Below are 22,359 nucleotides of genomic sequence, written 5' to 3' on the forward strand. Positions count from 1 at the left end.
GCCCTCCTTTCGGTCAGCGTCAGCCAGAGCGCTTCGGGTAGGGCCGTCCCAGGTGCGCGACCCGGCGGCGCATCGCCTTGTCGAGCGGGAAGAGGTAGCGGTGCTTCACCGGGACTTCGGTGAGCCGATGAGCGTCCGGGTCGACGGCTCGGCGGACGTAGTCGAGCGCGGATTCACCAGGCATCGTCAGCCGGGTGTACCTGGTGCGGAACGACCGGCCGTGGATTCGCTGGCCGTGAACGACGTAGTAGCAGTCCTGGGAGTTCGTGGTTCCGGTGTAGATCCAGTTGGTGGCCTGGTAGATCCCGCCGTGGTGGTTCCGGCCGCTGTCCGCGAAGGACACGACCAGCCGGAGACCCGGGGTTGTGGCGCGGAGTTGCCGCAGGGATTCGGCGAGTACCTGGCTGACCTGGGTGGCGTGGTCGGTGAGGGCGACCCGCACCAGCTCGACGCATTCGGTCTGCGACAACCCGTAGGGCCTGCCCAGTGCGCTGGTTGCGCCGCGTCCGTAGACCACGGCCCCGGTGAACTTCGCGGCTTCCCACAGCCCGAAGCACGCGAGCTTTGAGACGGGTATCGACCTGCTGTAGTGCCAGTTCTCCACGGCGTACCGGGCTGCCGCACGGGTGCAGGGGGCGACCAGGAACTCAGTCGGCATGCTCACCCGCACCCCCGAGGTCCAATGCCGGCATCTGCAATCGCGGGTTCTTCGGGCGCTTCGGCGGGTCGAACCGGTCGAGCCGCGGAACGCTGGAGGCGGGCTGTGGGCTGGTGTCGATCAGGTCGAGTGGGTTGGGCAGGGGCAGGCTCGATTCGGCAGGGACAAGGGGCAAGGGGACGGCCGCCACGTGGCCGGAGTTGGGGCCAAAAATCTCCGAGTTTCGTACAGACCGCGGGTCGCTATGACATACCGATAGGGGCTGTTCTAAGAGGGAGTCACCCCCCACCCCCACGGCGCGCGGAGCTGGTGTTCGTCGGCCTGGTCGAAGAGCTGGACGGCTCGTCGACCGCTTCGGCGTAGCCTGCGTTGATCAGCCAGGTCGCGGCGGCCTCATCGTGGTCGAACACGGTGCCCTCGGCACGTCCTCCGACCGGAGCAAGTAGACGGATTTGGATCGGGGAGACCTCTCAAATCAGGCCAGGATGGCGGACAGCCGGGCGTTGGGCAGGGATGCGTTGGGCGGCTGATGCTTGGCCGCCCTCGCGGGCGCTTTTCGTTCTGTGGCAAGGCGAACAGATCGACTGAAGGTTCTCCGGCCGGTGGTCGTCGCCGGGCACGATGTGATCGACCTCGGTGGCCAGCCGGTAGGAGCAGACCCGGCAGATTGGTTCGGCGCGCAGGATTCGCTTGCGGAGGCTGGACCAGTTCGGCGGTAGCCGTTCGGCGCGGCGGCTCGATGACCAGGCGACCGGCGACCCCCTTGAGGCAGGGCTACCGGCTGACGCAGAAGTGCCCCAGTCTCAGGGGGGAGAGAGACTGGGGCACTTCAGGCTTCGCCAGGGCCGTCAGGGGGGATAGACGACACCAACATGAGGAACACTACGTTCGGTGCAGGTCGGGCGCAACCCTACGTAGCGGATTCGTGTTCACGGATTCGTCGCAGCGCCGTTGAGTGCGAGATGCCCAACCTCGCCGCGAGTTCCTTCCCGTCCGCTGTTTTTCCTTGCGCAGCAACCTCTTCGAGGTACTCGCGTACCCCGGTGTCGACGTCGATCCGTCCTCGCCCGGGAGGGCGCCCGCCGTGTGGCTCACCTCGGCGGGCAGCGCGGTCGCTGCCGGAACGTTCGACCGTCGACCGATACCAGTACCGTTCGCCGAAGACCTCTTTGTCGTGGGCAGCCACCAGGGTGACTTCGCCAGATTCCTTGTCCCGGGCGGTTTCCATGCGCCGGTACCGCGTCAACGTCTCCGTGCGCATGTTCAGCTCGGCCGCAGCTTCCTCAGCGTTGAGGAGATCGCGCGGGTGCTTGACGTCCGGCAGCTCCGGGATCTGCGTCCCGCTGGCGTAGGCCGCGGCTTGGTCGTGATCCCAGAGCCGCGGGCGTTTGGGTCCGGTCGGCCGGTCGCCGGTCAACGCTGGCGGGTGAGCGGGGTCGGCCCATGGTTTCCTGCGGCGGGCCTGGCTCTCGCTGAGTCCCCACAGGACGGCAATGCCACGCCAGTCGGTCGCGTGGTGTCCGGCTGGGATCACGGTTTCTCCCTGGTGTCGGCGGTAACGGTGACAAGTGTGCCCCGGTTCCTGGTGTGGAACCGGGGCACCCAGGTCAGCTACTTCTTAGCTGGCGTCCGCTCGTCGCTGGTGACCAGCTTGGGATTGCTGCCCTGTAGTCCGGCCTCGAATCCGTCCTCGTGCAGGGTGTCCGCGCTGAGGGTCCTGCACTCGGGGAACCGCTTCTTGAACGCGGTCGCGATCCGGTCGCGGTCACTCTTCATGATCCCTGCACTGGCCTTGCCAGCGAGAGACTCGTCGAGGGCCCGGAGCGCTTGCGCGGTCTTGATGGCGGTGCCGAGACCGAATCCCTTGAGGTACGAGCGGAAGAAGTCCCGCCGCGCACGGCCACGCTGGCTCTTCTCCTTGGGGATGTCCTTGCCGGTGGTCTTCATGTACATCTCGGTCGCTGCTTCGCCACGGCGCTCCGCTTCCGCCATGAGCACTGGGAACAGGAGCTTCATGAACGCGATCGTGCTCGCCGGTCCGACGATCCTGACCGTGCGCGGAGTCGAGTCGAGGACGTTGTCGAGGTGGATCGGCTGGCAGCCAAGGGCTTGAGCCATGCGGAAGGGGATCGCGGCGCGACCCTTGCCGTGGTGGCCCTGGCCGGTGACCTCGAAGTCCCAGTCCACCAGGTTCTCCGGTCGGCGACCGGCCTTGGCTCGCTGGGTGGCGACGGCGACGGTTGCCCGCTCGGACAGCTCAGCCGCGAGGGCGATGTTGAGCTGGGCGTCGAGATCGGGAGTCGCCGGGTCCTGGATCTTGTTGATCAGCATGGCGATCTTCGCGTTGGCGCGGTCGATGGGGGTGGTGTTGGCCATGGTTCCTTCTCTGTCGTGATCGCGGTTGTGGTGTCGGTTCGGGGGTCTGAAGTCCCTGTCCGACGTCACTAACTATATCCGGAACGCAGCGCAGATGGAAGCGTGTCGAGGGTCACTTCTGGCCTGCTGGTGGGGGTAGCCGATCGATCGGCCACCCCCACCAGTCTGGTCATTCCGGTGTCAGGTCTTCCCGGCTAGCTGGAAAACTTGTGCCACATCGGCGCATCCGGGTTTGGCTCTCGCAGGTGCCAGCAATCAGCCCAGGCTGCTTGCCAAGAGGTGAAGGCGTTCTGATCGTAGAACTCCCAGGCAATCTGTCCGATTCTGAAGCTGACGTGCCGCATCTTGTGTCGAGTCGCTTCAATGAGTCGCACTCTCAGTAAGGGCAGATCGTTAGTGTCCCAGTTGACTTCTACTGAGATCCCATCTGCGCCGTGGTGGCCAAAGATGATCGGAATATCTGGTGCGACCACGGGAAGTGAGGTGAACAGGTGGCCGTACTTGTTGCAGTATTTGCCAACTCTTGCGATCAGGTCCTGGTCGCAGTGGGTGAATGTAACGCCATCGGCGAAGTTGATCTCACATCGGCCGCCGCCGTAGCAACGGCTGTGATGCCATTCGTAGTTGTAGTCAGTGCATCGAATGGTGACATTTGAGACCTGCGGCTCATAGTGACTGCCGTTTTCTCCCCAGACGATAAACGTCATCTGATCCTCAGTTCGCGGTTGGTCTCACCGGGTCTGAAGCCGGTTTGGAGGCGGGACGGTCGGGTGAGGTTTGCTCACCCCGACCGTCCTACTTAATCAGTGGTTGGTCCACAGATCCTGGTGGCAGTTGCAGGGATTGCCGTGCCAGTGGCCTGGGGTGTGGTCGAAGATTCGCCAGAGTGACTGCCAGCAGTCAAGACCGTCCTGATCCCAGAACCTCAGCCGGATGGGGCCGAGGTGGATCATTCCGACCTTGTTTGCCGCGTCGTCGGTGGACATGCCCCAAGCGATGTTAGTCGGCTCACGGAAGTAGACCTGAGAGAAGACAATCGGTTCTTCGGAGAAGAACGGCACGCGTCCACGATAGGTGGCCGCAAGGTTGGAGAAGATTCTCCGGTTGAGGTGCCAGCCCAAGCTATGGGAGACCGTCATGTCCGATACGTGGATCATCAGGCCAGGAGTGGAAATTACAGGTTCGCCGAATTCATCCCGCCGGACGCTGGACATGGGAGAGGGCCAATTGATGCGCCCCAGGTGTCCGGCCCAATTGGAGACTACCTGTGTGCTGCCCAACTGGTTTGGACTTGGGGTCTTCTCGCTACTGCGATACCTGCTCATGGAGTTCCTTTGATCGCGGTTGTGGTGTCGGGGCCGGGGTCTGAATCCCTTGCCGACGTCACAAACTATATCCGGAACGCTGCGCGCTGCGCAAGAGTGTCCCGCGTCACCTAAACTGGGGCAGCCCGGCTTGCCGGGTCTCCTTCTGATCGCGGTTGAGAAGTGGGAGTAGCGAGGCCCGCGGTCTGAACGGTCCTTTTAGGACTGCGCGGGCCTCGCGCCGGAATCAGCCGGCTGGAGCCGTCACCCGGCTACGCCCCCTCCGTTGCCATGAGGCCAGTACATCCGTGCGGGCGTACAGCGCCCGGCTTCGGTTGCCGTAGTTGTGCCATTGGTCCTCATGCCGCCACCGGCGCAAGGTGCCGCTGGGCACGCGGAGCCACACCGTGAACGAGGCGATCTCTATGACCGCGGGTCCCCCCATCTGGAACCGCAGGTCATCCCAGCGTTCCCGCGGCCACGCCGCCCCGCACGAGCGGCACGTGATCCGCTCGCTGTGCAGCCGAACGCGAAGCTGCTGGCCGCACACCACCAGGTGCGCCGAACCGGGGTCCGGCACCCGAGCGGGGCAGGTCCCAACCGGTACCGAGCGTTCCTGGAGGCCGAGCGTGGCCAGCAGTTGCCGTTGCAGGGCATAGATTTCCTCGGCCAGATCGACGACCCAGAGCTGTTTGGTGACGAAGTCCAGGTGCTTGATGATCACCCGGACTTCGCCCGCCACGGTGGCCGGGCCGGACCGCTCTGGCGCGCCGGTGTACTCGATGATGTTGTCCGCCCAGCTCGACATGACGGCCAGGACCGAATGCGGGTCGCCCTCCTCCTCGTGCCGGGTACGGATGTCGGTGGCGACGATGACCGCGTCATTGGCCGGTGACCGGCTACCGAAACCGGGCGCGCCCCTAGTGCCGGTGGGGCCGGTGGTGCCCGGGATCAGTGCGTCGTCGAGCAGGGCGTAGAGGTCGACGATCTCGCCCAGGGCGGACCGCAGCTCGGTCGCGCACGGGTCGCAGGTCAGGTAGCCGTGCTGGGCGAGCCAGGGCGTTCCGGATGCCGTCCGGCATCCCAGGACGCATGCGGGCCGTTCACGGTCGATCGTGGTGCTCACGCAGTGACCTCCTGGCGGGTCGTGTTGAACCGGGACGGGTGGAGGCGGACGGCACCGGCGCGGCCGAGGACCCGAGCCAGCCGCAGCGAGCCGACCCGGCGGCACAACACCGTGGCCACGGCCTGGCACCCCGGGTGCGGACATGGCCGTTCCAGCGCGGTGAGCTGGGCCGTCGACGGGGCTGGCCAGCCCATCTGTTCGCGGATGAGCGCAAGCCCTCGCTGGGCAGCCTCGGCGGCGGTGGCGCGATCGGCCCCGGTGGGGAGCGCCGCCCGCCGGTCGGCCCGCATTCGCCGGTCGGCCTGGACGCGGTCGAGGATGTGCGCCGGGGTTACGCGCACGGTCTCCCGCCGGACGTGGGCGAGGATGGCCGATTCACATTCGGCGAAGGACGTGCCGCACAGTGCCGTGCGCCAGGCCAACACGTCGGCCTCGCCCACCGTGCGCTGGTCGTAGGCGGCGGCCAGGGCGAGCAGCCGGGCTGCCTCGGAGAGGCCCATCGGGGTCACCGCGGGCCCTCCTGCAGCTCGGCGACGCGGGTCGCGGGGGCGCTCTCCTCCGCCGCGAATCGCTCGGCGAGCTTGAGCGCGGCGTTGACCCTGGAGTCGGTGGTGGAGGTCTTGGACGGGTTGCCGGTTGGCGCCCGCATCGCCTCGCCCACGATCTCGGGCAACAGACCTGCCCCGACCGCCTTGGTGGCCCACAGCCGCAAGCCGTGGCCGACCTGGTCGACGCCGAGGCCCTCGGCCAGCAGCCGCGCCGACTCGTCGACCAGGCGGCTGGTCACCGCGCTGGGCTGGGTCGGTACCAGCTCGGCGACCAGGCTCACGGCGGCCTGCATGTGATCCGGGCCAGGCATCCGACGGCGTGCACTGGGAGGGGCGGCGGCCCATCGGTCCGGCACAGCAACAGATCCCGCCCGATCAGCGTAAGAACCATCCGGGTCGGGCCGGGTCGGGTCGGGGGAGGCGTGACCGCGGTCCTCGTCACGCGTGACGTCCTGGCCGGACCTGCGTGCTCGGCTACGGGCCTGGCGGTCAGCCGCAGCCCGGCGGCGGCCCAGAACTTCTTCGCGGGAGGGCTGGTAGTCGGACCAGTCGTGAAACTGCCAACCCTCCTCGTCGCCGTCCACCGCGGGCACCCACAGGCCGGCGGCGACCAGGCGGGCAGCCTGCCGGGCCGTGCCGTACCGGGTGGCGATGTCGGTGGGGACGAACCCGCCGGAGAGGGCGCGTGACGACCAGGCGCCGCAGAGCACCCACAACCCCATCGCGGTTCCGGCTTTGCGGACCTTGCGGTGATCAGGAAGGGAGTCGTCGACCTTGAACCAGGTCACCGGACACCTCCCGCGTCGAACTGGTGCGCGGGCAGGCCGAGCCGGGTCCGGATCAGCGCGACGACGTAGGTGGACATCCGGCTGATCTCGGCAACCCGGGGATCGGGCCAGCCTGCGCAGTGCAGGCTGGTGACCAGGATTTCCCGCCCGCGTGGGGTCAGCTCTTCGCCGACCAGTTCGCCGCGCAGGCACCGGCGAACCTGTTCGGCATCGTGGTGTTGGTCAGCAGGCAGCATCGGTCACCGCCTCATCGGCCTGGTGCTCGCGGAGCGCGATCAGGTCCAAGGCGTAGATCGGCTGGAGCTTGTTCGTGTTGCGCGCGGACGCGTCGGTGCAGTGGACGTAGCGGCCGGTCGGCACGAGCAGTTCGAGTTCCACCATCCGCCGGACCGTCGCGCCCAGCATCGGCCGGTGGACCCAGCGGGGCACCAGCGCGCGCCATCGGTTGGCGGTGGTCTCGCGGAACGGGTCGCCGAGCGCGTCGTCGAGAATGGCCTCGACCACGGCGGCCACGTCGTCGCGGTTGCGGGGTTCGGCCACGAGCAGCGCGGTAATCGCCGAGGTCGTCTCGGCGAGGTCCGGCGGAGCGGCCGCAACGTGGTCGGTGATCTGTGTGACCAGGGTCGCTAGCACGACCGGCGTCTGTTCGCCGCGTGGCTCAGTCGGCCTGGAATCGTTGTGTGGCATAGAAAGCCGCCCTCCTGGCGGCGACTACAGTCCGTTGTGGACTTTCTGGACCGGAGGGCCGACCGTCCGCGGAGGACTGTCGGCCGCAGGGTATGAGCGAGAGCCACACCGCCAAGGTGGCTCCGCCCAGAGGGCGTTCGGGCAGCATGAGGTGACCTCCCTGCAACGGGCGCGGACCGGCGCGGTCGGACGGGACAGGGTGCGGCCGACGCCAACGGGGCGCAACGGTGAACGGCTCAGCGAGTCGCCCCGCCCGGGGGTTCGCGGTTAAGCCGTGTGGGTGATGCGGGCGCTACGGCATTCGAGTGAGGCCCGGGTCATGTAATGAAATGTGCAGATTGCACGATCGACGGTATAGCGCGTCTGCGTGTTGTGGTGACCACCCGGAGCCTCCCCGCTCTCAATGTCCGGCGGGAGTTTAGGCCGGTTGCGTAGGCTATCGTCAACCCGTGTTAGGAAATCGGCCGATTTCGTAACCGCTGTTAATACTTGGATGGAGGGGGAGGCGTGCAGGACCCCAGCGATGACACGTTGCCGACAACCGCTGACGTGCTGAACCTGCTGTTCCGCAAGGTGCTCAAGCCGAACGGCCGGGAGTACTCCAACGTCGACGTCGCGACGGCGATGCGGGCAGTCGGCGTGGACGTCACCTCGGCCTACATCTCCCAGTTGCGCAGCGGAGCCCGCAAGGACCCACGCATCAGCTACTGCGACGCGCTCGCCCGGGTTTTCAACGTCCCGGCCGCGGTCTTCGTGTGCAGTGTGGAGTACGCCCAGCTGGCGTACCGGCTGGAGACGCCCGTCAGGTCCGTGCTGCCTGTGCCGCGCCCTGAGCAGCACGCCATGTTGCGCACGTTCGACACGCTCGGCCCGAAAGGGCAGGAGCTGATACTTGGGCTGCTCAACCAGGTCAAAGAAATCGAACGCGAACCTGGCCGTGGCAACGGGGCCGATGATGTGTAGGCCCGAACAGCACCAGGAAGCCCACGGCTTGCTGGAGCGGATGTTCGGTCGGCGCGCCCGCGCCGCTGCCGAACCTGCCGACGACGGTCCGGTCGTAGACGAACAGGGTGTTCGACGCCTTGTCGCCGAACTTGGGCTGACGGTCCCGTGCGACCTGGACCAGGTGATAGCGCGTGTCGCTGAACGGCGCGGGCGCCCGATCCAGGTGATCCCCTTCTCCGCAGCAGTGGTCGAGAGGGCACGCCGGAACCGCGTGCCGATGCCGTTCGGAATGTGGCTGGCGGGCAACGAGGTCGACTTCATCTTCTTCCGGGAGGACACCACCGTGCCCCATCAGGAACACGTTGTGCTGCACGAACTCGGGCACCTTTGCTGCCGCCACGAGACCCGCCACGTCGACGACGACGTGATCACCGATGCGGCCGCGCTCGGCGATGCGCTGGGGGACGCGGCCACCCGCACCGTCTACGGCGACGCCGTTGAGTGCGCCGCGGAGCACTTTGCCTACCTCGTCGCCGGGCACCTGTCGCACAACCCGGCCCCGCCGGAGCACCAACCGATGGTCGACCGGTACCGCAGGATATTGGGGGGATAGGCCATGGATCGAGTGCTGCACCTGTTCGCGGTGGTGCTGGTCACCGTCGCGTTGGTGTACCGGGTGCGCGCGTTGCGACGCAGACCGGACCCGGGCGTCCGCGCGATGGTCGAATCGTTGGTGTGGTTGGACATCGCCTTGGTGATCGGCTTCCTTCAGCTCCGGCTGGTCGATCTGCTGGGCGTGCCCGCCCTGCCTCAGCTGGTCCAGCACATCGCAGTCCTGGCGGCCGCCTTCGCCCTCGCGAAGTTCACGCTGTACCTGCGGCTGGACGATCAGGAAGTCGGCCGCCGTGCGCGTGGCCGGTTGGCCGTGCTCGTGCTGGGCTGCACCGGGTTGGTGGTCTTCTACCTGCTGGGTCCATTGCCCGAGGGCATCCCGGTGATCAACGGCGTGTACGGCGACCGGCCGTTCGTCCTGGAGTACCTGACGCTGTACAACATCGCGCTTGGCTGGGCGTTGGTGGACGTCGCCGTGTCCGCACGGGTCGCGCGGCATGTGCCGCTGCGCTGGCTGCGCCGAGGACTGCGCCTGCTGACCTGGGGCGCGGCCGCCGGTCTGCTCTACGTCGGACACAAAGCCGTCTACAGCGCGGTGCGCGCGTTCGGTGGCTCCCTGCCGTGGGAAGAACACGGCCCTGCCGGGATCGGGACGCTGATCGTGCTGCCCGCGATCGTGCTGCTGATGGCCGGAGTCCTGGTGCCGCCGCTCGGTCCGGTGTGGGATGCCCGTCGCGCCTACCGTGCGCTGACTCCACTGTGGCGCGCGCTCATGGAGCAGGCCCCCGAGTTGCGTTTCAACCGGCCGACCTCGACGTCGGAAAGCCGTGCGGCGGCTCGGCTTCGCGGGCGGGTGGTGGAGATCAGGGACGTGCTCGTCGGCCCGTTGCAGATGTACCTGACGCCCAGCCTCGCCGAGCGCGCACGCGCCCTGGCCGCAGCTCAAGGGCTGAGCGGCGAAGCCCTCGACATCGCAGCGGAAGCGGCCGTGATCGCGGTCGCCTTGCGTCTGCGGTCGAGCGGCTTGCCGCCCCTGACGGCCACACCCGCCCAGTTCGGCTACTCGGACAGCGCCGATCCTGACCGGGACGTCGCCAGACTGGTCCAGCTATCGCGTGCGTTCAGCACGTCCCCGATCGCCAACACCCTTCTCGAAGAGGTTTTCGCCGATGAGCAGCCCGCACACCACTGACACCACGCCCACCGCCACCGGTGCCCGCCGCGCCGTCGCCAGGCTGGCCACCGAGATCCTCGCCCCGTGGGTGTGGGTACTGGGCCTGCCGTTGGTGGTGGCCTGGCAGGCCACCGGGCACCAGTTCGGCGCGACCCTGTTGTGGGGCTTGATCGTCGGCGTGACCGGGTCGGTCGTGCCAATGATCGTCATCGTCCGCGGTGCGAAGAAGGGCGCGTGGGACGGCCACCACGTGACCAACCGCGAAGGGCGCATCGTGCCGTTCGCAGCCTGCATCGGGTCCCTGGCCGTCGGCTGGGTCGCGCTGATCCTCGGCGACGCCCCGCACCAGATGATCTCGTTGGCCGCCGCCATGCTGCTCACCCTCGTGGTCAGCTTGCTGATCACCTTCGGCGCGAAGTACAAGGTCTCCCTTCACGGGGCCGTGGCCGCCGGTGCGGTGGTGATCCTCGCCGTGGTCTACAACCCGTGGGCGCTGGTGCTGACGCTGCTGGTGGTCTGGGTCAACTGGTCCCGGGTGGTGCTCCGCGACCACACCACCGGACAGGTATTGCTGGGCACCGTGGTCGGCCTGATCGCAGGCGGCGGCGGGTACTGGGTGTTGGAGCAGATGCTCGGCTGACCGCGGAGCGGAGAACGGCCCGGGTGCCCGGACTACGGCACCCGGCGTTCCTCAGCCGGCGGAGAGGGTTCGGCGCTGCTTGGGTGGTGCCGGGTCGCCAGCAACTGTTCGGCGCAACTGCCGACGTTGCACCGCCAGCTTCGGTGGCCGCCGCCGCGGGACCCCGCGCATTGGCAAGGCATCCAGCCGACCAGAACCCGGTCTGGACCCCACTCGTGTCCAGCCGGACAAGAGGGCGGGATGACCTCGACAACCTGACCTTGATCTGCTGCCTGACTGGTCACTCGGGGCAGGTTAATCCGCCACGCGCTCCGGGGACAGTCGAGCTGGGCGCCGGGCGGGTGGCCGGGTGGAGCCGGAATCTGATGGAGCCACCCGGCCGCCGGCGCGCGGGTCAAGCCGCGGCGAGGTCGAACTCTCGATCCAGAGCACCACGGACGAAGGCGATCCACTCACCCAGCTCGAAGACGAGGACCTCGCGCGGGCTCGCGCTGTTGCGCAGGCCGACGTAGTGCGTCCCAGCCAACGGCAGGAAAGCGAACTCGGCGCGACCGGTGCCGGTCAGCTCCGCACTGCCGCCACGCCAGCGCGCCGTGCCGTAGTCAAGTTCGCCCCGGTGGCCGAACTTGTCTCCCACGGCAGTCTGGACGGTCAGGTCGAACGGCCATGCACGCAGCTCGGCCGGATCGGTGATGGTGGTGAGGAACGCGGTCCAGTCAGCCCGGGTGAAGGTGAGTGGACTCCCGTTCGGGTCCTTGCTGTCACGGACGTGGACAACGTCCCGGTCGAACCCCACCAGCACACAGTCGTCGGTTGTGTTGCCCCCACCTGGCCCGCTGTAGCTGCTCTTCGAGTACACGACGCTACTTGTCATAGCTTCCTGAGTTCCTTCGCCCGATTGCGGATCAACTCGGCCGAAGCCTTCGCCGTCAGCGACAGTGCGAGGGCGGCGTTGTACCAGGCCGAGTAGCGCTGCACGTCAGGCTCATTCTCCACAAACGAACTGCCCCCGTCTCGCTCCAGGTAGACCGTGCGCGAACCGATGGGGTAGCGGTAGTGATAGACGGAGATCGTGGACATCATGCCCTCGTAGGCACCCGCGCCGAACGGCAGGACACGGTGCTCGATGTGGTCCCGTTCGGCGAGCTTCAGCAGGTATTCAAGCTGTTCGGCCATGATCATCGGGCTGCCGACGGTCCTGTAGATGACGCACTCGTCGAGTACGGATTCCATGCGGAGCGGCTGAGGCCCTTCGAGCTGCTTCTGTCGGGCAAGTCGCAGCTTGACTGACGCCTCGATGGCTTCCGGCGGTCGTGCACCAAGTGCGTGCAAGGCCCGCGCATACGGGTCGGTCTGTGTTCTCGCGGGCATGGTCTTCGTCGCCAGGTGTTGCACGAAGTGGGCGTCAGGCTCGGAGGACACCAACTTGCGGAAGTCCACGGATGTTCCATCGGGAATGTCCAGCTTCCTCGTCCTCTTGCCGGTGAGCACCCAGAGTTCGTAGGCATCGTGGCGGCCTTCGGCTGACGCCTTGTAGAGATCGAGCAGGTGATCAAGGCCCACTCGCATCTGGATCCGGTTTTCGCCGCTTTCGTACCGACTGATGGTGCTCGGCTCGACACCCAGGCTCTCTGCAACCTCCTTGGCCGACAGACCAGCCGTCTCGCGCAAGTCGTGGAGGAGCTTGCCGAGGATGCGCTTCAGGCGGGGCGTTTGGACGGCCATGCCGGAAGCCTAGCCTCGTCACCTAGTCGACAACTTGTCCCCAGATGGGGGATTGCCGACAATTTGTCGATTGGTAGATTGTCGATACCGGCGAGCCTGGTCCGGGGGAGTGGCCCGAGTTGCCGCACGTCAGCCCCCGATTAGGCGGACCGGTGGTGGGCAGGGCTGGCTGTCGGACATCCGCGCCGCCCTGCCCATCCCGAAGGCGAGCGCGCCGCTGCTGCCGTCGGTCTCCGCAGAGGGAGATCGACGAACCCTCAACCGGAGCGGCGTGCTCGACGGACAGGCATGGTCGCGGGTTTTGAAGTTGGCTCGCGCCTGCCTGTCCCGAGCGTGGCTGCGCGCCCGGCGTTGCAGGTGCCGGACGCCTGGTCGCTGACGCAGTCGCGCTCACCGGGTGGACGGGACCGACTGGCTTGTGAGCCCGGGCGGTCCCGCCCATCCGCCAAGACGGCGGCGGAGCGTGGGAGGCACGGCGCGGACCACGCTCCGCCGTTCCCAACGGTGGACGGGGCAAGCATGCTGGCAGACCTATGCATCTCGATCCTGGAGTGGATCAACAACCGGTACGCGGTGTGTCGCAAGAGGTTTACCTTGCGGCACAAAGGAAACCGGGGTGGTCGGCATGGCTGACCGCGGCTTCCTCGGCTGTACGCGGCACGTGCTGCAAGCCGGTGAGGGCAGACGACCTGCGGCATCAAACCCAACGGGCTTCCTCTGCGACACCGAACCGGTGACCTCCGCAAAGCTGGACGTGGGTGTGGCGGCCATGCTCGACGTGTTCGAGGAGATGCCCGCGTCCGAGCAGCGCGCCGCAGAACGGATTCTGCGCGGCAGATCCGTTGCACTGCAACGTAATCACCACAACCTGCTGATCACCTCCTGGGGTCTTGGTAGCTGCCTGGCCCTGCTGTTGGTCTGTGCGTTCCTGGACACCTTCGACCTGCCCGGGATGCCATTCGCAATCTGCGCCGCCCTGGTGGCCGTCCTGGTCGTGCTCGTGCGGTCGGTTCACCGTCGCCACAACGTGATCGCCCTGGTAGTCGGGTTCTGTGCGGCAGTGTTCGAGGCCAACAACTCCAACAGGGAACCGGTCGAACCTCCGTCCACAACGGAGGCTGACCAATGATGGTCTTCGGCCTCTACCTGGAATGGTCCTGGTCATCCTTCGGGGTGGGAAGCCTGGTCGTCACGGCCATCCTGGCTGCCTTGGCGTGGATGGCCGGGGTCTTTGACTCCGACATGGATGCCGACAGCCGAGCTTCATTCCATGCCCGATCCCTGGTCGCCAGGCTGCGGGGAGGCCAGGTCGAGCCTCCCGACCCTGCGCGCGTCGCCCGGCATCGGGCAAGGGCAGCAGACCAGCAGCGCGCGGTTGCGCACGCCCGCCGAACTGAGATCACCAGCAACCCCAGGGTCGGCGATCGTGAACCTGTACCCGGCCAGCACCCCGCCCTGGCCCTGCTCGACCAGCGGCCCCACCGTGACCGGCCAGCACCGCGCACTACCGAGCCGTCGCGAACCTCCGCACCTGCCGCCGTGCCAGCACCGCGGGCTGCCGATCCCCGTGGCAGGCACCATGTCCGCCCTGATCCTGATGCGACACAAGAGATTCCGCGTATCGGGTCGGTGCTGGAAGGGGCCACCTGATGCCGTACTGGACCAGTGCCCGGCACACCCTTACGCACCATGAACAGCTCCAGATTCAGCGTGCACTTACACCCCTGATGAAGGGAGGGTGCAGGGTCAGTGAGGCCGCTGCGATTCTCGGCGTGCCACGCGACACGGCCATGTCGATCTGGAACTACATGAGGGAGGCGCAGTACGACCGTTGCTACGTAGGGGAAACCCGGCACAGGCTCGCCGACGCCGTGCGGACGCTCTACCTGGAACCGCACCTGTTGTCGATCAACGCGATTGCAGCCGGGATCGGGCACAGCCCCAACTTGGTCAAGAGCCTGCTGGCCGAACTGAACGTTCCCCTACGCCACCATTCCGGCAGTACCTGGGCATTGGAGGGGGTCCGATGACCGTCGACCCTGCCGACGCGGTTCCGCTTCCCTGCACGGGGCCAGATGGTCCGCTGCACCACTGGGTCAACTTGGACAACCGAGTCCTTCAATGCCTGTACTGCTGCGCCAAGTTGCCGTTCCTGCGACACCCGGTGCACTGGACAGGTCACGTCGAGGCTGCCGACCCCTGCACGGACCAACCAAGGGATGACGCATGAACGAATTCGTGCCGGACAGGTCCGCCCGGCTGGCGTTTGTCCCGGCTGCGCACATCGCTTGGGCGGACCTGTCCCTGCGCCACGACCCGGCCAGGAACAAGTTCGTCAACGCTCTGAACAACACGATGACCGTCGCGGAAGAACTGCGGTGGTTGCGGGAGGGCCGGGACCGGCCCGCTGACCTCACTGATGTCGTGCACGGACAGCACCTTCGGAAGTTGCTGCGCATGATCTCGTTGCTAGCTCAGGAATCGGAATCACTGGAGCTGGCGATCCACGACTTCTCGTTCAACCGACCTGAGCCGCCCGTCGAGGAACCGGCCTCCGACCCAGGCTGACCTTCCGCACCAAGCCGCGGCGGGCACGTGCACCGCCGATCCGTTCAGCAGGAAGGAGATCGACACGAGAGGTTGAACGCTCATCTTCGCCGGGCGGACGCTGCGCGCTGTGCTCGTCCGGCCCCCGGCACTCGCGACCCCCAATCGCGCCGGGGACGCGGGACCGGTACGCCTTCCTCGCCAGGTCGGGCGTATCGGTCCCGCCGCGGGGCCGCCCCGACTCCCCGCCGCGTTGTCAGCCACCGATGTCACCATGGGGTGAGTCGAGCAACAGGGGGTAACCGGATGAGCGCCGGAGAGCTAGCCGCCGGACTGATCGGCATAGCCGAAGACCTGGAAACCATGCCGCTCCTGGAGCACCTGACGGCCGTCCAGGCCGTCTTGACCGGAGTCGCCAAAATCCTCAACACCAGCAACCGTGCCGACGGTGAACGCCTCACCTCGACCCTGGCCGCCCTGACGGAGGAGGTCCAAGCGGCCAAGGACTATCTCCCCGCCGCCGCGACTTCCCTACGCAGTGCCGCTGCCCAGGTGTAGCCGGTGACCTCCGAAGGCGAGGTCGCCGAGAATCTCCGCGCGCAGCTCGCGGGACTTCCCGTTGACGGGCTCGATGGCTGTCAGCGTGAGTTGGAGGGGCACCGGCGTGCTCTCGCGCAGATGACCGAGACCACGGGGGCGGCGCTGCTCGTCGAGGCCGCTGACCAAATGGCACTGGCTGACGGCCACCTCAACACTGCGCTGTCGCTTGCGGCGAGGGCACGGGCGGAGGCTGAGAGCTGGATTGCCGGGGGTACTCCGGCGCCCGCGCCGACCGTCCCGCCGGCCGAGCGGGTTGCGACTACGCCCGCCGTCGTGCCTCGGCCGGAACCCGCCAGCCCGGCGGCGCGTTGGGCCACAGATCCGCGGCCGATCCCGGACCGGGTTGCCGACATCGTGAAGACCCTGCCGCTCCGGTCCGCCAGGAACAAGACCACTCTGGGCGTGTGGATCGATGATCGCGGAGGCGTCAGCGACGCGGTGCGAAGCGGATCGCACGACTATGCCGACGCGGTGGCCGAGCTGCGCAAGCTGGAGCTAAGCCCACCCAACGGCGACCTTGCCATCACCACGCACGTTGAGACCAAGCTCGCCGTCCGGATGCGCCGCAGCGAAGGTGTCCGCGAGGTCCACCTCGTCATCAACCACCAGTTCGGCCCGTGCCCGGGTTGGAACGGCTGTGCGGCAATCCTGCCGAGCATCCTCCGTCCCGGTCAGCGCCTGGTCGTGTACTGGCCGGACGGGGATAGCATCCGCAGCGAGACGTTCGAGGGTCTGGAGTCGCAGTGACCGACACGCCATCTGTAGAGGCATTTGTTGCGCCGGAGCGTGGTCCGCACATCCTTCGCAGTAAGGAAGACGCCGCGCGGTTCGTCGAGGAGATCATGCGCTTGACGCCGCCGGATGATCCTCAGCTTGCCCTGCTGTACGCCATCGCTCCGGGAGGGATGAACAAGCACGGTCGTCCGAATCACGAGTTCGGGGTTGGGTTCGACAGTAGTCGTGGCCGGTGCAGCCTGTCCTACAGCGGACCGGAGCCTGCCGGTACCTGGTTCAGCCTCGACCAGTCAGAGTCGGAGTCGGACGTCACGGAGTATGCCTACTTCGGTGAACCGGCTGAGCGTCCGGCCAACAGCTCGATCACCACGGCGGACACCGTCGAGGCCATCTGCGAATTTCTGGCCACCGAAGGCAAGCGGCCGACCAAGGTCAACTGGCAGCTAAAGCCTGATCCAGTCGCATAGAGCGCTCGCGCGCCTACCTTGCTGCTCATGCTGTCCGCTGACGGTCCGTCCGAGGTCTGGCCGAAGTCTGTCCGAACGCGGTGGCATCCGTCGTCAGGGACTAGCACCAGAACATGACAAACCCATCCTGACCAGTACAGATCAGGATGGGTCAGCACTGCTGGTGCCACGCGTCATGATCGCTGCGAAGCTCGTAATGTGTAGGTCAGGGGTTCGACTCCCCTAGGCGGCTCCAAGCGATGACCAGGGCGTTTCCGTTCGCGGAGGCGCCCTGGCCCATATCCGGGCGTTACAGTTCGCTCTGGTGCGCCTGCGTTCAGTCCTACAGGGCCGCTCCTATTTGGCTCGCTGCGTCCCGCTTCACCCGCCCGCTCGTGTGCGTGTAGTTCTGCGTCGTCCGGATGCCATCGTGCCCCTGGATCCCCTGGATCGTTCGCACGCGAACGCCCTGCTCGGCCAGCAGCGCCTCGCCGTGTGCCGCCCGTCACGCGGCCGGGCGTAGCGAACCTCAGCCTCCAAGTGTCAACCCGGCCCCAGCACCTCACCGTGCCGACGCCCACATGCCAGCCCAGTCGAACACCGAGCCCCGTTCCGCTACCGCCAGGACGACCGCCTTTGCCTCCAGGCCTCGCAGTGAGTCCTGGTCGACTGGCCCCGCTGACGGCGGGTCGACGAGCAGCTTGATTTTCCGGGCGACCTTGCTCCGCCGATGCGTGATCTTGAGTGGTCGGGAGGTGATCCGGTGCATCCTGAGCACATGCGTGGCGATACCCGCCCCGGAAAATCTCAGCCTACCGGTTGGCAAGTGCGTGTTCAATCGGTGACCCGGTGACGCAGCCCATGCTGCTAGAGCTCAAGCAATCGGGTACTCGAAAAGATCTGGCAAGGATAAGAAGCTCACGGACGCCGGGGTGTACGTAGTCGGCGTCAACAGTGCTGACCTCGCTCGCTTCCTGATGAATTGCTAGCCCTTCAGGCATGACCTACCTGACGTCATCAGCTAGCGACGGCGAACTTTCTTTATGGTGAACTGTTCGATACCGTTCTTGGTGATCTTCCAGACGTCGGGTTTTCGATCCGTCGCGTACGTAATAATGTTGCGCAGATTGTTCTCCACTAGACTTCTAAGTTCATCTCGTGTGGCTTCCCCTGGTAGGTAGAACATGTGAACTCTGGCCGCGCGGTAGGCATCTAGCTCGTGCGGTCGCTCCATAATTTTCGCGTCACGATTGAGTACTGCCCACCCGCTGTTTGTGATCTTCTTTAGCCATTCGGTATCTTCGGCGCCAAGGGATTCGGCTCGCGTTCCGAAGACTTCAGGAGGTGTGTGGCAGCTATAGCCAAGCCCGGTGAGCAGTCTCCGCACAGTCTTGGTCACAGCATTCTCATCGAGATAGAACTCAGGAGGCGCGGCCCAAGAGGACGCGAGCGGCGGCCCGAACTGCGTCGATTCCGACCCCGTGTTCCTCGGCGACGATGGCAGGGTCCTCACCTGCCTTCAGCATCGCGGCTACATTGGCAACCTTGGCTCCGGAACCATCGAAAACGGGCTGCCCCGAAGATCGGTATGGGCTAATCACTACCTTGGTTGGCTCAAATGGCTTAAGTTCAAGTAGGTCAGGGTAGCCGTCATTGGCGAAGCCTACGTACTTGAGGTAGTCCTTAACGATCTCGCGGATTACAGCCTGTCCCGTGCCGCCCTCAATTAGGCCTGCTCCTGCCTCTGTTCTGGAGAAGTCCCACAAGACCGAGATTCCATCAGTCGCAAGTTCCGGCGACACTAGAGCGTATTCGCGGCCGAATTCTTGTTGCAGGCATTCTAGGGCTGGGCGGATCTTCTGAGGTTTGACACCTGCTTGGCGAAGCCCTTCCAGTACCCACGCTTCAGCAAGAGCGACAAACGGAACGCTGGCGCGCCGGATGCTCTCCGGACTGGCAACATGCAGAAGGGGTCCGCCGCGTTCGTAGCCGCGTGCCCAACGATGGAACGTCTGCCGAGGGATGCCAAGGTGCCGAGCCGCATCAGCCATGCCCATGAGTGGTCGAGTGAATCGCACGTCCTCGTCCATCAAGCCCCCTTCGTCTAGTCGCCGATGATGCCAGTATCGCGATGCCGATCACGAAGCGCTAGCCCACCCCTCGGTGACACAATTTTGCGGCCGAACACAAGGAATGGCATGCAGTGTTGGCTGCCGAATTTGGCTCTACGAGATCAAGGTGCACCGCCAGGTTGTGCGCTGCGGGTGGCCGCGCTGGCCGTATCCATCGGGGCACGGTCGACCTTCGCTCCGCTGCGGCGACTGACCCGCCGCTGCATCCAGCGAGCCGCCACGTCCCTGCCAGTATCGGCAGACACGCCGCGCCACACCGGGTCAGTCTGCGAAGCCGCTCCAGGCCGTGTCGATCGCCAGGGCGGTCACCCTGCTTCGCTACTTCCGGCGAGTGACCCCTGTCGACGCGCTGCGCCGTCGGTTCCTGAACAGGGTCCGGACTTCAGTGCGGTAACGGATCTGCGTCCGAATGGACTCCAGCGATAACGCGATTGGCTCACATGTCGACCTCGCTTCACACCGCCAACAGTGAAGGGGTGCAGGTATGGCTCAGAACCGAACGGTGCGCATCTTGATCGAACTGGAGCTTGAGGACGACGGTACTCGCTTCCGTGAGCCGGACAAGAAGATCCCTGGCATCGCAGAGAAGACCTCGGCAGCCGCAGTCACGGCATACGGCAGCTCTGGAGCTACGCCGCCTGTACGACAGGTCCGGAGTTCCTTCGGCTTGTTCCATCGTGTCTTCGCGGGCGATGGGAGCGCCCTCGTGGCGAGCGAGGAGGACGTGGAGGAGTCCTAGACCACTGGGTGAGGCCTGCTTCTAGGGTTGCAGTTCGTCCCCCATCGACCCTGTTCGGAGTTGTCCCTACAACCTCGCGGCCTGCAACGCGAACCAGGCCGAACTCCGGCAGACCGGGCGTGGCCTGAGCAGTCGTCGTAGGTCAGGGGTTCGATTCCCCTAGACGGCTCAGCGAGCAGAAACCCCAGGTCATCCCGCATGACCTGGGGTTTCTCGTGTTCCGGGCAGGTTCTGTCGGTGCTGTCGGGATGATGGCGGGGTGACTTCAACGATCACCCGCTGCGAGCGATGTGACCTGCCGACCGGCCAGTGCCCGCACACCCGCCGCCGGGTCGTGGTCCGCGCTGAACCGGATCTCATCCTGGTCAGCCGGACCAACACCGCGCACCTGCCTGGGGCCTGTCACCACGACGCCCCGCCGGACTACCGGGGCTGGGGTGAGATCCGGGGGGTGCCGCGGGCGTGGGAGCGGTTGGGCAACGCCGAGCCGATCGCCGCGACGGGTGGGGACAATCCGTCGCGGGTGGCGGACAAGCGGTGCCGGCACTGTGCCAGTTCGTACTGAACCGGCGGCTCAGCCCATCGACTTCTGGCCGTCCAGGGACTCGCGGATGATGTCGGCGTGACCCGCGTGCTGGGCGGTTTCGGCGATCAGGTTGGTCAGGACGCGGCGGGCGGTCCAGGAGCCCTTCTCGAACCACGGCTCCTCGGGGAGAGGGTGGGCGAGGTCGAGGCTGGGCAGGGTGGCGATCAGGTGGTCGGTGCGGGCGGCCACCTCGGTGTAGCGGTCCAGCAGGGCGGCCAGGGTTTCGCCCGGTTTGGGGGTGAAGGTGTCCGACCAGGTGCCACCGGCCTCCTCCTCCCAGTACATCCGGTAGCCGCCGTGTTCGATGAAGTTGGTCCAGCTCACCTCCGCGCCGGTGACGTGCTTGATCAGGCCGGCCAGGGTGAGTTCGCTGGCCGTGGTGCGCGTATTGGCCTGCTCGTCGGTGAGGCCCTGGGTGGTGTGGCGGAGGAAGTACCGGGCATGGGCGAACGCGGCCAGGAGGTCGGCGCGCTCGCCCGTCGGCTTGGTCTCGGTCATCGGGTCAGCCCATCGACTTCTGGCCGTCGATGGTCTCGCGGATGATGTCCGCGTGACCCGCGTGTTGGGCCGTCTCGCCGATGATGTGCGCGAACACCCGGCGGGCGGACCAGGACTTGCCGGGCTCGAACCAGGGGGCCTCGGGGAGCTTGTGCGCGACGTCCAGGCTGGGCAGGGTGGCCAGCAGCTCGTCGGTGCGGGCGGCGACCTCGGCGTAGCGGTCCAGCAGGGTGGCCAGCGGCTCGGTGACGGTCCAGAGCGCGTGCCAGTCCGCCTCCTCGAAGTCCATCGCGGACGGGCCCTCGACGATGAACTTGGCCCAGGACGACTCGGTCTCAGCCACGTGCTTGATCAGCTTGGCGATGGTCAGCTCGCTCACCGTGGAGTTCTGGTTGGCCTGCTCCTCGGTGAGGTTCTGTGCGGTGTTGCGGAGGAAGAAGCGGGCGTTGCCCAGTGCCTCCAGCAGGTCGGCGCGCTCGCCGGTCAGGGTGGCGTCGGTGCTGGTCAGTTCGGTGCTGGTCATCGGTTTTGCCTTCCTCGGTGGGCTGCTGGGGACTACGTTATGAGGCGTATAGGTCAGCTACGGTCCTATTTCCGAACCGGATTCTGGGAAATTTTCGGGAGGGGGTAGCCGAGGGTATGAGCACCGTGGAACGAACTGAAGGGATCGGCCGCCGGCTGCTGGTCTCGGCGGCGGCCGGACTGGCGCCCGGCCTGGTGTTGCTGCTGGTGGAACTGCTGCTCACCCAGCAGATCATCTGCACCAACCAGGGCTTCGGCTGCCTCGGCGCCTGGCTGCTGGCCTTCCCGCTGGGACTGGCCCTCGGGGTGGGGCTGGCCTGGCTGGTACTGCACCGCGCCCGGGTGGAGCAGGGCTGGCGGATCGCGATCCTCGGGCCGGTGGCGGCCTGGGCCATAGTCCGGTTCCTGGCCGGGCTGCCGCTGCCGCAGTCGGCGTTGTTCCTGCTCTACGGGATGCTCGGCTACCTGGTCGCCGGGTTCGTCACCGCGCCGAGGGTGGCCTGGCCGTGGCGGGCCGGAGTCGGGCTGCTGCTGCTCGCGGCGGCGGTGCTGCCCAGCCTCGGCTGAGGACTCAGGGCAGCAGACGGAAGTGCATGCAGACCACCTGGGTGTCCTCCTCGACACGCGCGCCGTTGTCGGTGAAGAACTTGGTGTGCACCTCCCGCCAGTGCTCGACCGAGCGGAAGCCCTCGCCCTCGGCCTGGGCGAACGCCCAGTCCACCGCGGCGAAGGGCACCACCTCGACCTTGGTCACCTCGACCGTGCCGATCCGCTGCTCCTGGCTGTCCACCAGCGCCAGCAGTTCGCCGACGTGTTCCAGCGGCTCGCCCTCGGCCTGGTAGTCGGCGCCGAGCAGGCCGGCGGTGGCCTGTTTGTGCCCGCCCAGCACGCGTTCGTTGAGCCAGTCGCGGGTCTCGCCGGGGTTGTCGAGGCCCAGCACCCGCAGGCCGTCCAACCGTGCCCAGGCCATC

Annotated in this window: 31 protein-coding genes; 13 read left to right on the forward strand and 18 right to left on the reverse strand. The window is 66.6% G+C overall.

The features are described from left to right. Positions 1 to 19: 19 nt before the first annotated feature. The 11 genes from MZC64_RS07635 to MZC64_RS07680 form a co-directional block, all read right to left on the reverse strand. The gene (locus MZC64_RS07635) at positions 20 to 658 is read right to left on the reverse strand and encodes a protein Mom (protein WP_247761198.1); all 639 of its coding nucleotides are present in this window, start codon (positions 656 to 658) and stop codon (positions 20 to 22) included. Positions 659 to 1,128: 470 nt separating this feature from the next. After that, positions 1,129 to 1,344, reverse strand: coding sequence for an HNH endonuclease (locus MZC64_RS49075; RefSeq protein ID WP_374205687.1), 216 nt, complete (start codon positions 1,342 to 1,344; stop codon positions 1,129 to 1,131). A 224-nt stretch (positions 1,345 to 1,568) separates the two neighbouring features. Beyond that, a complete protein-coding gene (locus MZC64_RS07640; RefSeq protein ID WP_247761199.1) occupies positions 1,569 to 2,192 on the reverse strand; it encodes a hypothetical protein in 624 nt (207 codons plus the stop codon). 77 nt (positions 2,193 to 2,269) lie between these two features. Continuing rightward, on the reverse strand, positions 2,270 to 3,034 hold the full coding sequence (locus MZC64_RS07645; protein WP_247761201.1) for a hypothetical protein: 765 nt from the start codon (positions 3,032 to 3,034) through the stop codon (positions 2,270 to 2,272). Positions 3,035 to 3,228: 194 nt separating this feature from the next. Then, entirely contained in the window at positions 3,229 to 3,741 is a 513-nt protein-coding gene (locus MZC64_RS07650) for a hypothetical protein (RefSeq protein ID WP_247761202.1), read from the reverse strand. Positions 3,742 to 3,837: 96 nt separating this feature from the next. Next, positions 3,838 to 4,359 carry a hypothetical protein gene (locus MZC64_RS07655; protein ID WP_247797665.1) on the reverse strand — a complete coding sequence of 174 codons (522 nt, stop codon included), beginning with the start codon at positions 4,357 to 4,359 and terminating at the stop codon, positions 3,838 to 3,840. Between the two features lie 226 nt (positions 4,360 to 4,585). Then, entirely contained in the window at positions 4,586 to 5,464 is an 879-nt protein-coding gene (locus MZC64_RS07660; RefSeq protein ID WP_247761206.1) for a hypothetical protein, read from the reverse strand. Continuing rightward, a complete protein-coding gene (locus MZC64_RS07665; RefSeq protein ID WP_247761207.1) occupies positions 5,461 to 5,973 on the reverse strand; it encodes a hypothetical protein in 513 nt (170 codons plus the stop codon). The genes MZC64_RS07660 and MZC64_RS07665 overlap by 4 nt, the downstream gene beginning before the upstream one ends. Beyond that, on the reverse strand, positions 5,970 to 6,800 hold the full coding sequence (locus MZC64_RS07670) for a hypothetical protein (protein ID WP_247761209.1): 831 nt from the start codon (positions 6,798 to 6,800) through the stop codon (positions 5,970 to 5,972). Before MZC64_RS07670 ends, MZC64_RS07665 begins: the two co-directional genes overlap by 4 nt. Continuing rightward, on the reverse strand, positions 6,797 to 7,036 hold the full coding sequence (locus MZC64_RS07675) for a hypothetical protein (protein ID WP_247761210.1): 240 nt from the start codon (positions 7,034 to 7,036) through the stop codon (positions 6,797 to 6,799). The genes MZC64_RS07670 and MZC64_RS07675 overlap by 4 nt, the downstream gene beginning before the upstream one ends. After that, a complete protein-coding gene (locus tag MZC64_RS07680) occupies positions 7,023 to 7,433 on the reverse strand; it encodes a hypothetical protein (protein ID WP_247761212.1) in 411 nt (136 codons plus the stop codon). Before MZC64_RS07680 ends, MZC64_RS07675 begins: the two co-directional genes overlap by 14 nt. A 561-nt stretch (positions 7,434 to 7,994) precedes the next feature. Here MZC64_RS07680 and MZC64_RS07685 point away from each other — a divergent pair. From MZC64_RS07685 to MZC64_RS07700, 4 genes are read left to right on the forward strand one after another with little or no spacing between them, the layout of a single operon-like run. Beyond that, positions 7,995 to 8,450 (forward strand): hypothetical protein, encoded by a 456-nt coding sequence (locus MZC64_RS07685; protein ID WP_247761214.1) that lies wholly within the window; start codon positions 7,995 to 7,997, stop codon positions 8,448 to 8,450. A gap of 28 nt (positions 8,451 to 8,478) precedes the next feature. Further along, the gene (locus tag MZC64_RS07690; RefSeq protein ID WP_247761215.1) at positions 8,479 to 9,045 is read left to right on the forward strand and encodes an ImmA/IrrE family metallo-endopeptidase; all 567 of its coding nucleotides are present in this window, start codon (positions 8,479 to 8,481) and stop codon (positions 9,043 to 9,045) included. A 3-nt stretch (positions 9,046 to 9,048) separates the two neighbouring features. Beyond that, a complete protein-coding gene (locus tag MZC64_RS07695; RefSeq protein ID WP_247761216.1) occupies positions 9,049 to 10,236 on the forward strand; it encodes an MAB_1171c family putative transporter in 1,188 nt (395 codons plus the stop codon). Then, positions 10,214 to 10,858 carry a hypothetical protein gene (locus tag MZC64_RS07700; RefSeq protein WP_247761218.1) on the forward strand — a complete coding sequence of 215 codons (645 nt, stop codon included), beginning with the start codon at positions 10,214 to 10,216 and terminating at the stop codon, positions 10,856 to 10,858. Before MZC64_RS07695 ends, MZC64_RS07700 begins: the two co-directional genes overlap by 23 nt. 394 nt (positions 10,859 to 11,252) lie before the next feature. On the opposite strand, the gene MZC64_RS07705 is transcribed toward MZC64_RS07700, so the two are convergent. Together MZC64_RS07705 and MZC64_RS07710 are read right to left on the reverse strand one after the other, a co-directional pair. Next, a complete protein-coding gene (locus MZC64_RS07705) occupies positions 11,253 to 11,732 on the reverse strand; it encodes a DUF397 domain-containing protein (RefSeq protein WP_247761220.1) in 480 nt (159 codons plus the stop codon). Further along, positions 11,729 to 12,583: a helix-turn-helix transcriptional regulator gene (locus MZC64_RS07710; protein ID WP_247761222.1), complete on the reverse strand. Its 855-nt coding sequence runs from the start codon at positions 12,581 to 12,583 to the stop codon at positions 11,729 to 11,731. Before MZC64_RS07710 ends, MZC64_RS07705 begins: the two co-directional genes overlap by 4 nt. Before the next feature lie 625 nt (positions 12,584 to 13,208). Here MZC64_RS07710 and MZC64_RS07715 point away from each other — a divergent pair. The 6 genes from MZC64_RS07715 (at position 13,209) to MZC64_RS07740 (ending at position 16,932) form a co-directional block, all read left to right on the forward strand. Next, positions 13,209 to 13,712 carry a hypothetical protein gene (locus tag MZC64_RS07715; protein WP_247761224.1) on the forward strand — a complete coding sequence of 168 codons (504 nt, stop codon included), beginning with the start codon at positions 13,209 to 13,211 and terminating at the stop codon, positions 13,710 to 13,712. Between the two features lie 520 nt (positions 13,713 to 14,232). After that, positions 14,233 to 14,613 (forward strand): hypothetical protein, encoded by a 381-nt coding sequence (locus MZC64_RS07720; RefSeq protein ID WP_247761225.1) that lies wholly within the window; start codon positions 14,233 to 14,235, stop codon positions 14,611 to 14,613. 196 nt (positions 14,614 to 14,809) lie between these two features. After that, the gene (locus tag MZC64_RS07725) at positions 14,810 to 15,151 is read left to right on the forward strand and encodes a hypothetical protein (protein ID WP_247761226.1); all 342 of its coding nucleotides are present in this window, start codon (positions 14,810 to 14,812) and stop codon (positions 15,149 to 15,151) included. Positions 15,152 to 15,436: 285 nt separating this feature from the next. Beyond that, positions 15,437 to 15,688 (forward strand): hypothetical protein, encoded by a 252-nt coding sequence (locus MZC64_RS07730; protein WP_247761228.1) that lies wholly within the window; start codon positions 15,437 to 15,439, stop codon positions 15,686 to 15,688. 3 nt (positions 15,689 to 15,691) lie between these two features. Then, the gene (locus MZC64_RS07735) at positions 15,692 to 16,477 is read left to right on the forward strand and encodes a DddA-like double-stranded DNA deaminase toxin (RefSeq protein ID WP_247761230.1); all 786 of its coding nucleotides are present in this window, start codon (positions 15,692 to 15,694) and stop codon (positions 16,475 to 16,477) included. After that, positions 16,474 to 16,932 (forward strand): Imm1 family immunity protein, encoded by a 459-nt coding sequence (locus MZC64_RS07740; protein ID WP_247761231.1) that lies wholly within the window; start codon positions 16,474 to 16,476, stop codon positions 16,930 to 16,932. Before MZC64_RS07735 ends, MZC64_RS07740 begins: the two co-directional genes overlap by 4 nt. Before the next feature lie 1,000 nt (positions 16,933 to 17,932). On the opposite strand, the gene MZC64_RS07745 is transcribed toward MZC64_RS07740, so the two are convergent. Then, positions 17,933 to 18,310: a hypothetical protein gene (locus MZC64_RS07745; protein ID WP_247761233.1), complete on the reverse strand. Its 378-nt coding sequence runs from the start codon at positions 18,308 to 18,310 to the stop codon at positions 17,933 to 17,935. Between the two features lie 22 nt (positions 18,311 to 18,332). Beyond that, positions 18,333 to 19,001: a helix-turn-helix domain-containing protein gene (locus tag MZC64_RS07750; protein ID WP_247761235.1), complete on the reverse strand. Its 669-nt coding sequence runs from the start codon at positions 18,999 to 19,001 to the stop codon at positions 18,333 to 18,335. Positions 19,002 to 19,554: 553 nt separating this feature from the next. On the opposite strand from MZC64_RS07750, the gene MZC64_RS07755 reads away from it, so the two are divergent. Together MZC64_RS07755 and MZC64_RS07760 are read left to right on the forward strand one after the other, a co-directional pair. Next, positions 19,555 to 19,782, forward strand: coding sequence for a hypothetical protein (locus tag MZC64_RS07755; protein WP_247761236.1), 228 nt, complete (start codon positions 19,555 to 19,557; stop codon positions 19,780 to 19,782). A 259-nt stretch (positions 19,783 to 20,041) separates the two neighbouring features. Further along, positions 20,042 to 20,347, forward strand: a complete 306-nt coding sequence (locus MZC64_RS07760) for a hypothetical protein (protein WP_185001273.1) — start codon at positions 20,042 to 20,044, stop codon at positions 20,345 to 20,347. Positions 20,348 to 20,356: 9 nt separating this feature from the next. Here MZC64_RS07760 and MZC64_RS07765 read toward each other — a convergent pair whose 3' ends face one another. Next, positions 20,357 to 20,866 (reverse strand): DinB family protein, encoded by a 510-nt coding sequence (locus tag MZC64_RS07765; protein WP_247761238.1) that lies wholly within the window; start codon positions 20,864 to 20,866, stop codon positions 20,357 to 20,359. 4 nt (positions 20,867 to 20,870) lie between these two features. After that, positions 20,871 to 21,389: a DinB family protein gene (locus tag MZC64_RS07770; protein WP_247761240.1), complete on the reverse strand. Its 519-nt coding sequence runs from the start codon at positions 21,387 to 21,389 to the stop codon at positions 20,871 to 20,873. A gap of 125 nt (positions 21,390 to 21,514) precedes the next feature. Here MZC64_RS07770 and MZC64_RS07775 point away from each other — a divergent pair, with 125 nt between their 5' ends. Next, a complete protein-coding gene (locus tag MZC64_RS07775; RefSeq protein WP_247761241.1) occupies positions 21,515 to 21,955 on the forward strand; it encodes a hypothetical protein in 441 nt (146 codons plus the stop codon). Positions 21,956 to 21,959: 4 nt separating this feature from the next. Here MZC64_RS07775 and MZC64_RS07780 read toward each other — a convergent pair whose 3' ends face one another. Then, on the reverse strand, positions 21,960 to 22,358 hold the full coding sequence (locus MZC64_RS07780) for an ASCH domain-containing protein (protein ID WP_247761243.1): 399 nt from the start codon (positions 22,356 to 22,358) through the stop codon (positions 21,960 to 21,962). Position 22,359 lies beyond the last annotated feature (1 nt).

This window comes from Crossiella sp. S99.2, assembly GCF_023094165.1.
GTDB lineage: Bacteria > Actinomycetota > Actinomycetes > Mycobacteriales > Pseudonocardiaceae > Crossiella.

What these genes read in the sequence shown, in the direction of transcription:
- MZC64_RS07635 (WP_247761198.1), bottom strand. Translation starts at nt 658, where the DNA reads ATGCCGACTGAGTTCCTGGTCGCCCCCTGCACCCGTGCGGCAGCCCGG.
- MZC64_RS07645 (WP_247761201.1), bottom strand. Translation starts at nt 3,034, where the DNA reads ATGGCCAACACCACCCCCATCGACCGCGCCAACGCGAAGATCGCCATG.
- MZC64_RS07650 (WP_247761202.1), bottom strand. Translation starts at nt 3,741, where the DNA reads ATGACGTTTATCGTCTGGGGAGAAAACGGCAGTCACTATGAGCCGCAG.
- MZC64_RS07655 (WP_247797665.1), bottom strand. Translation starts at nt 4,359, where the DNA reads ATGAGCAGGTATCGCAGTAGCGAGAAGACCCCAAGTCCAAACCAGTTG.
- MZC64_RS07675 (WP_247761210.1), bottom strand. Translation starts at nt 7,036, where the DNA reads ATGCTGCCTGCTGACCAACACCACGATGCCGAACAGGTTCGCCGGTGC.
- MZC64_RS07695 (WP_247761216.1), top strand. Translation starts at nt 9,049, where the DNA reads ATGGATCGAGTGCTGCACCTGTTCGCGGTGGTGCTGGTCACCGTCGCG.
- MZC64_RS07700 (WP_247761218.1), top strand. Translation starts at nt 10,214, where the DNA reads ATGAGCAGCCCGCACACCACTGACACCACGCCCACCGCCACCGGTGCC.
- MZC64_RS07705 (WP_247761220.1), bottom strand. Translation starts at nt 11,732, where the DNA reads ATGACAAGTAGCGTCGTGTACTCGAAGAGCAGCTACAGCGGGCCAGGT.
- MZC64_RS07710 (WP_247761222.1), bottom strand. Translation starts at nt 12,583, where the DNA reads ATGGCCGTCCAAACGCCCCGCCTGAAGCGCATCCTCGGCAAGCTCCTC.
- MZC64_RS07715 (WP_247761224.1), top strand. Translation starts at nt 13,209, where the DNA reads ATGGCTGACCGCGGCTTCCTCGGCTGTACGCGGCACGTGCTGCAAGCC.
- MZC64_RS07720 (WP_247761225.1), top strand. Translation starts at nt 14,233, where the DNA reads ATGCCGTACTGGACCAGTGCCCGGCACACCCTTACGCACCATGAACAG.
- MZC64_RS07725 (WP_247761226.1), top strand. Translation starts at nt 14,810, where the DNA reads ATGAACGAATTCGTGCCGGACAGGTCCGCCCGGCTGGCGTTTGTCCCG.
- MZC64_RS07730 (WP_247761228.1), top strand. Translation starts at nt 15,437, where the DNA reads ATGAGCGCCGGAGAGCTAGCCGCCGGACTGATCGGCATAGCCGAAGAC.
- MZC64_RS07750 (WP_247761235.1), bottom strand. Translation starts at nt 19,001, where the DNA reads ATGGACGAGGACGTGCGATTCACTCGACCACTCATGGGCATGGCTGAT.
- MZC64_RS07765 (WP_247761238.1), bottom strand. Translation starts at nt 20,866, where the DNA reads ATGACCGAGACCAAGCCGACGGGCGAGCGCGCCGACCTCCTGGCCGCG.
- MZC64_RS07770 (WP_247761240.1), bottom strand. Translation starts at nt 21,389, where the DNA reads ATGACCAGCACCGAACTGACCAGCACCGACGCCACCCTGACCGGCGAG.
- MZC64_RS07780 (WP_247761243.1), bottom strand. Translation starts at nt 22,358, where the DNA reads ATGGCCTGGGCACGGTTGGACGGCCTGCGGGTGCTGGGCCTCGACAAC.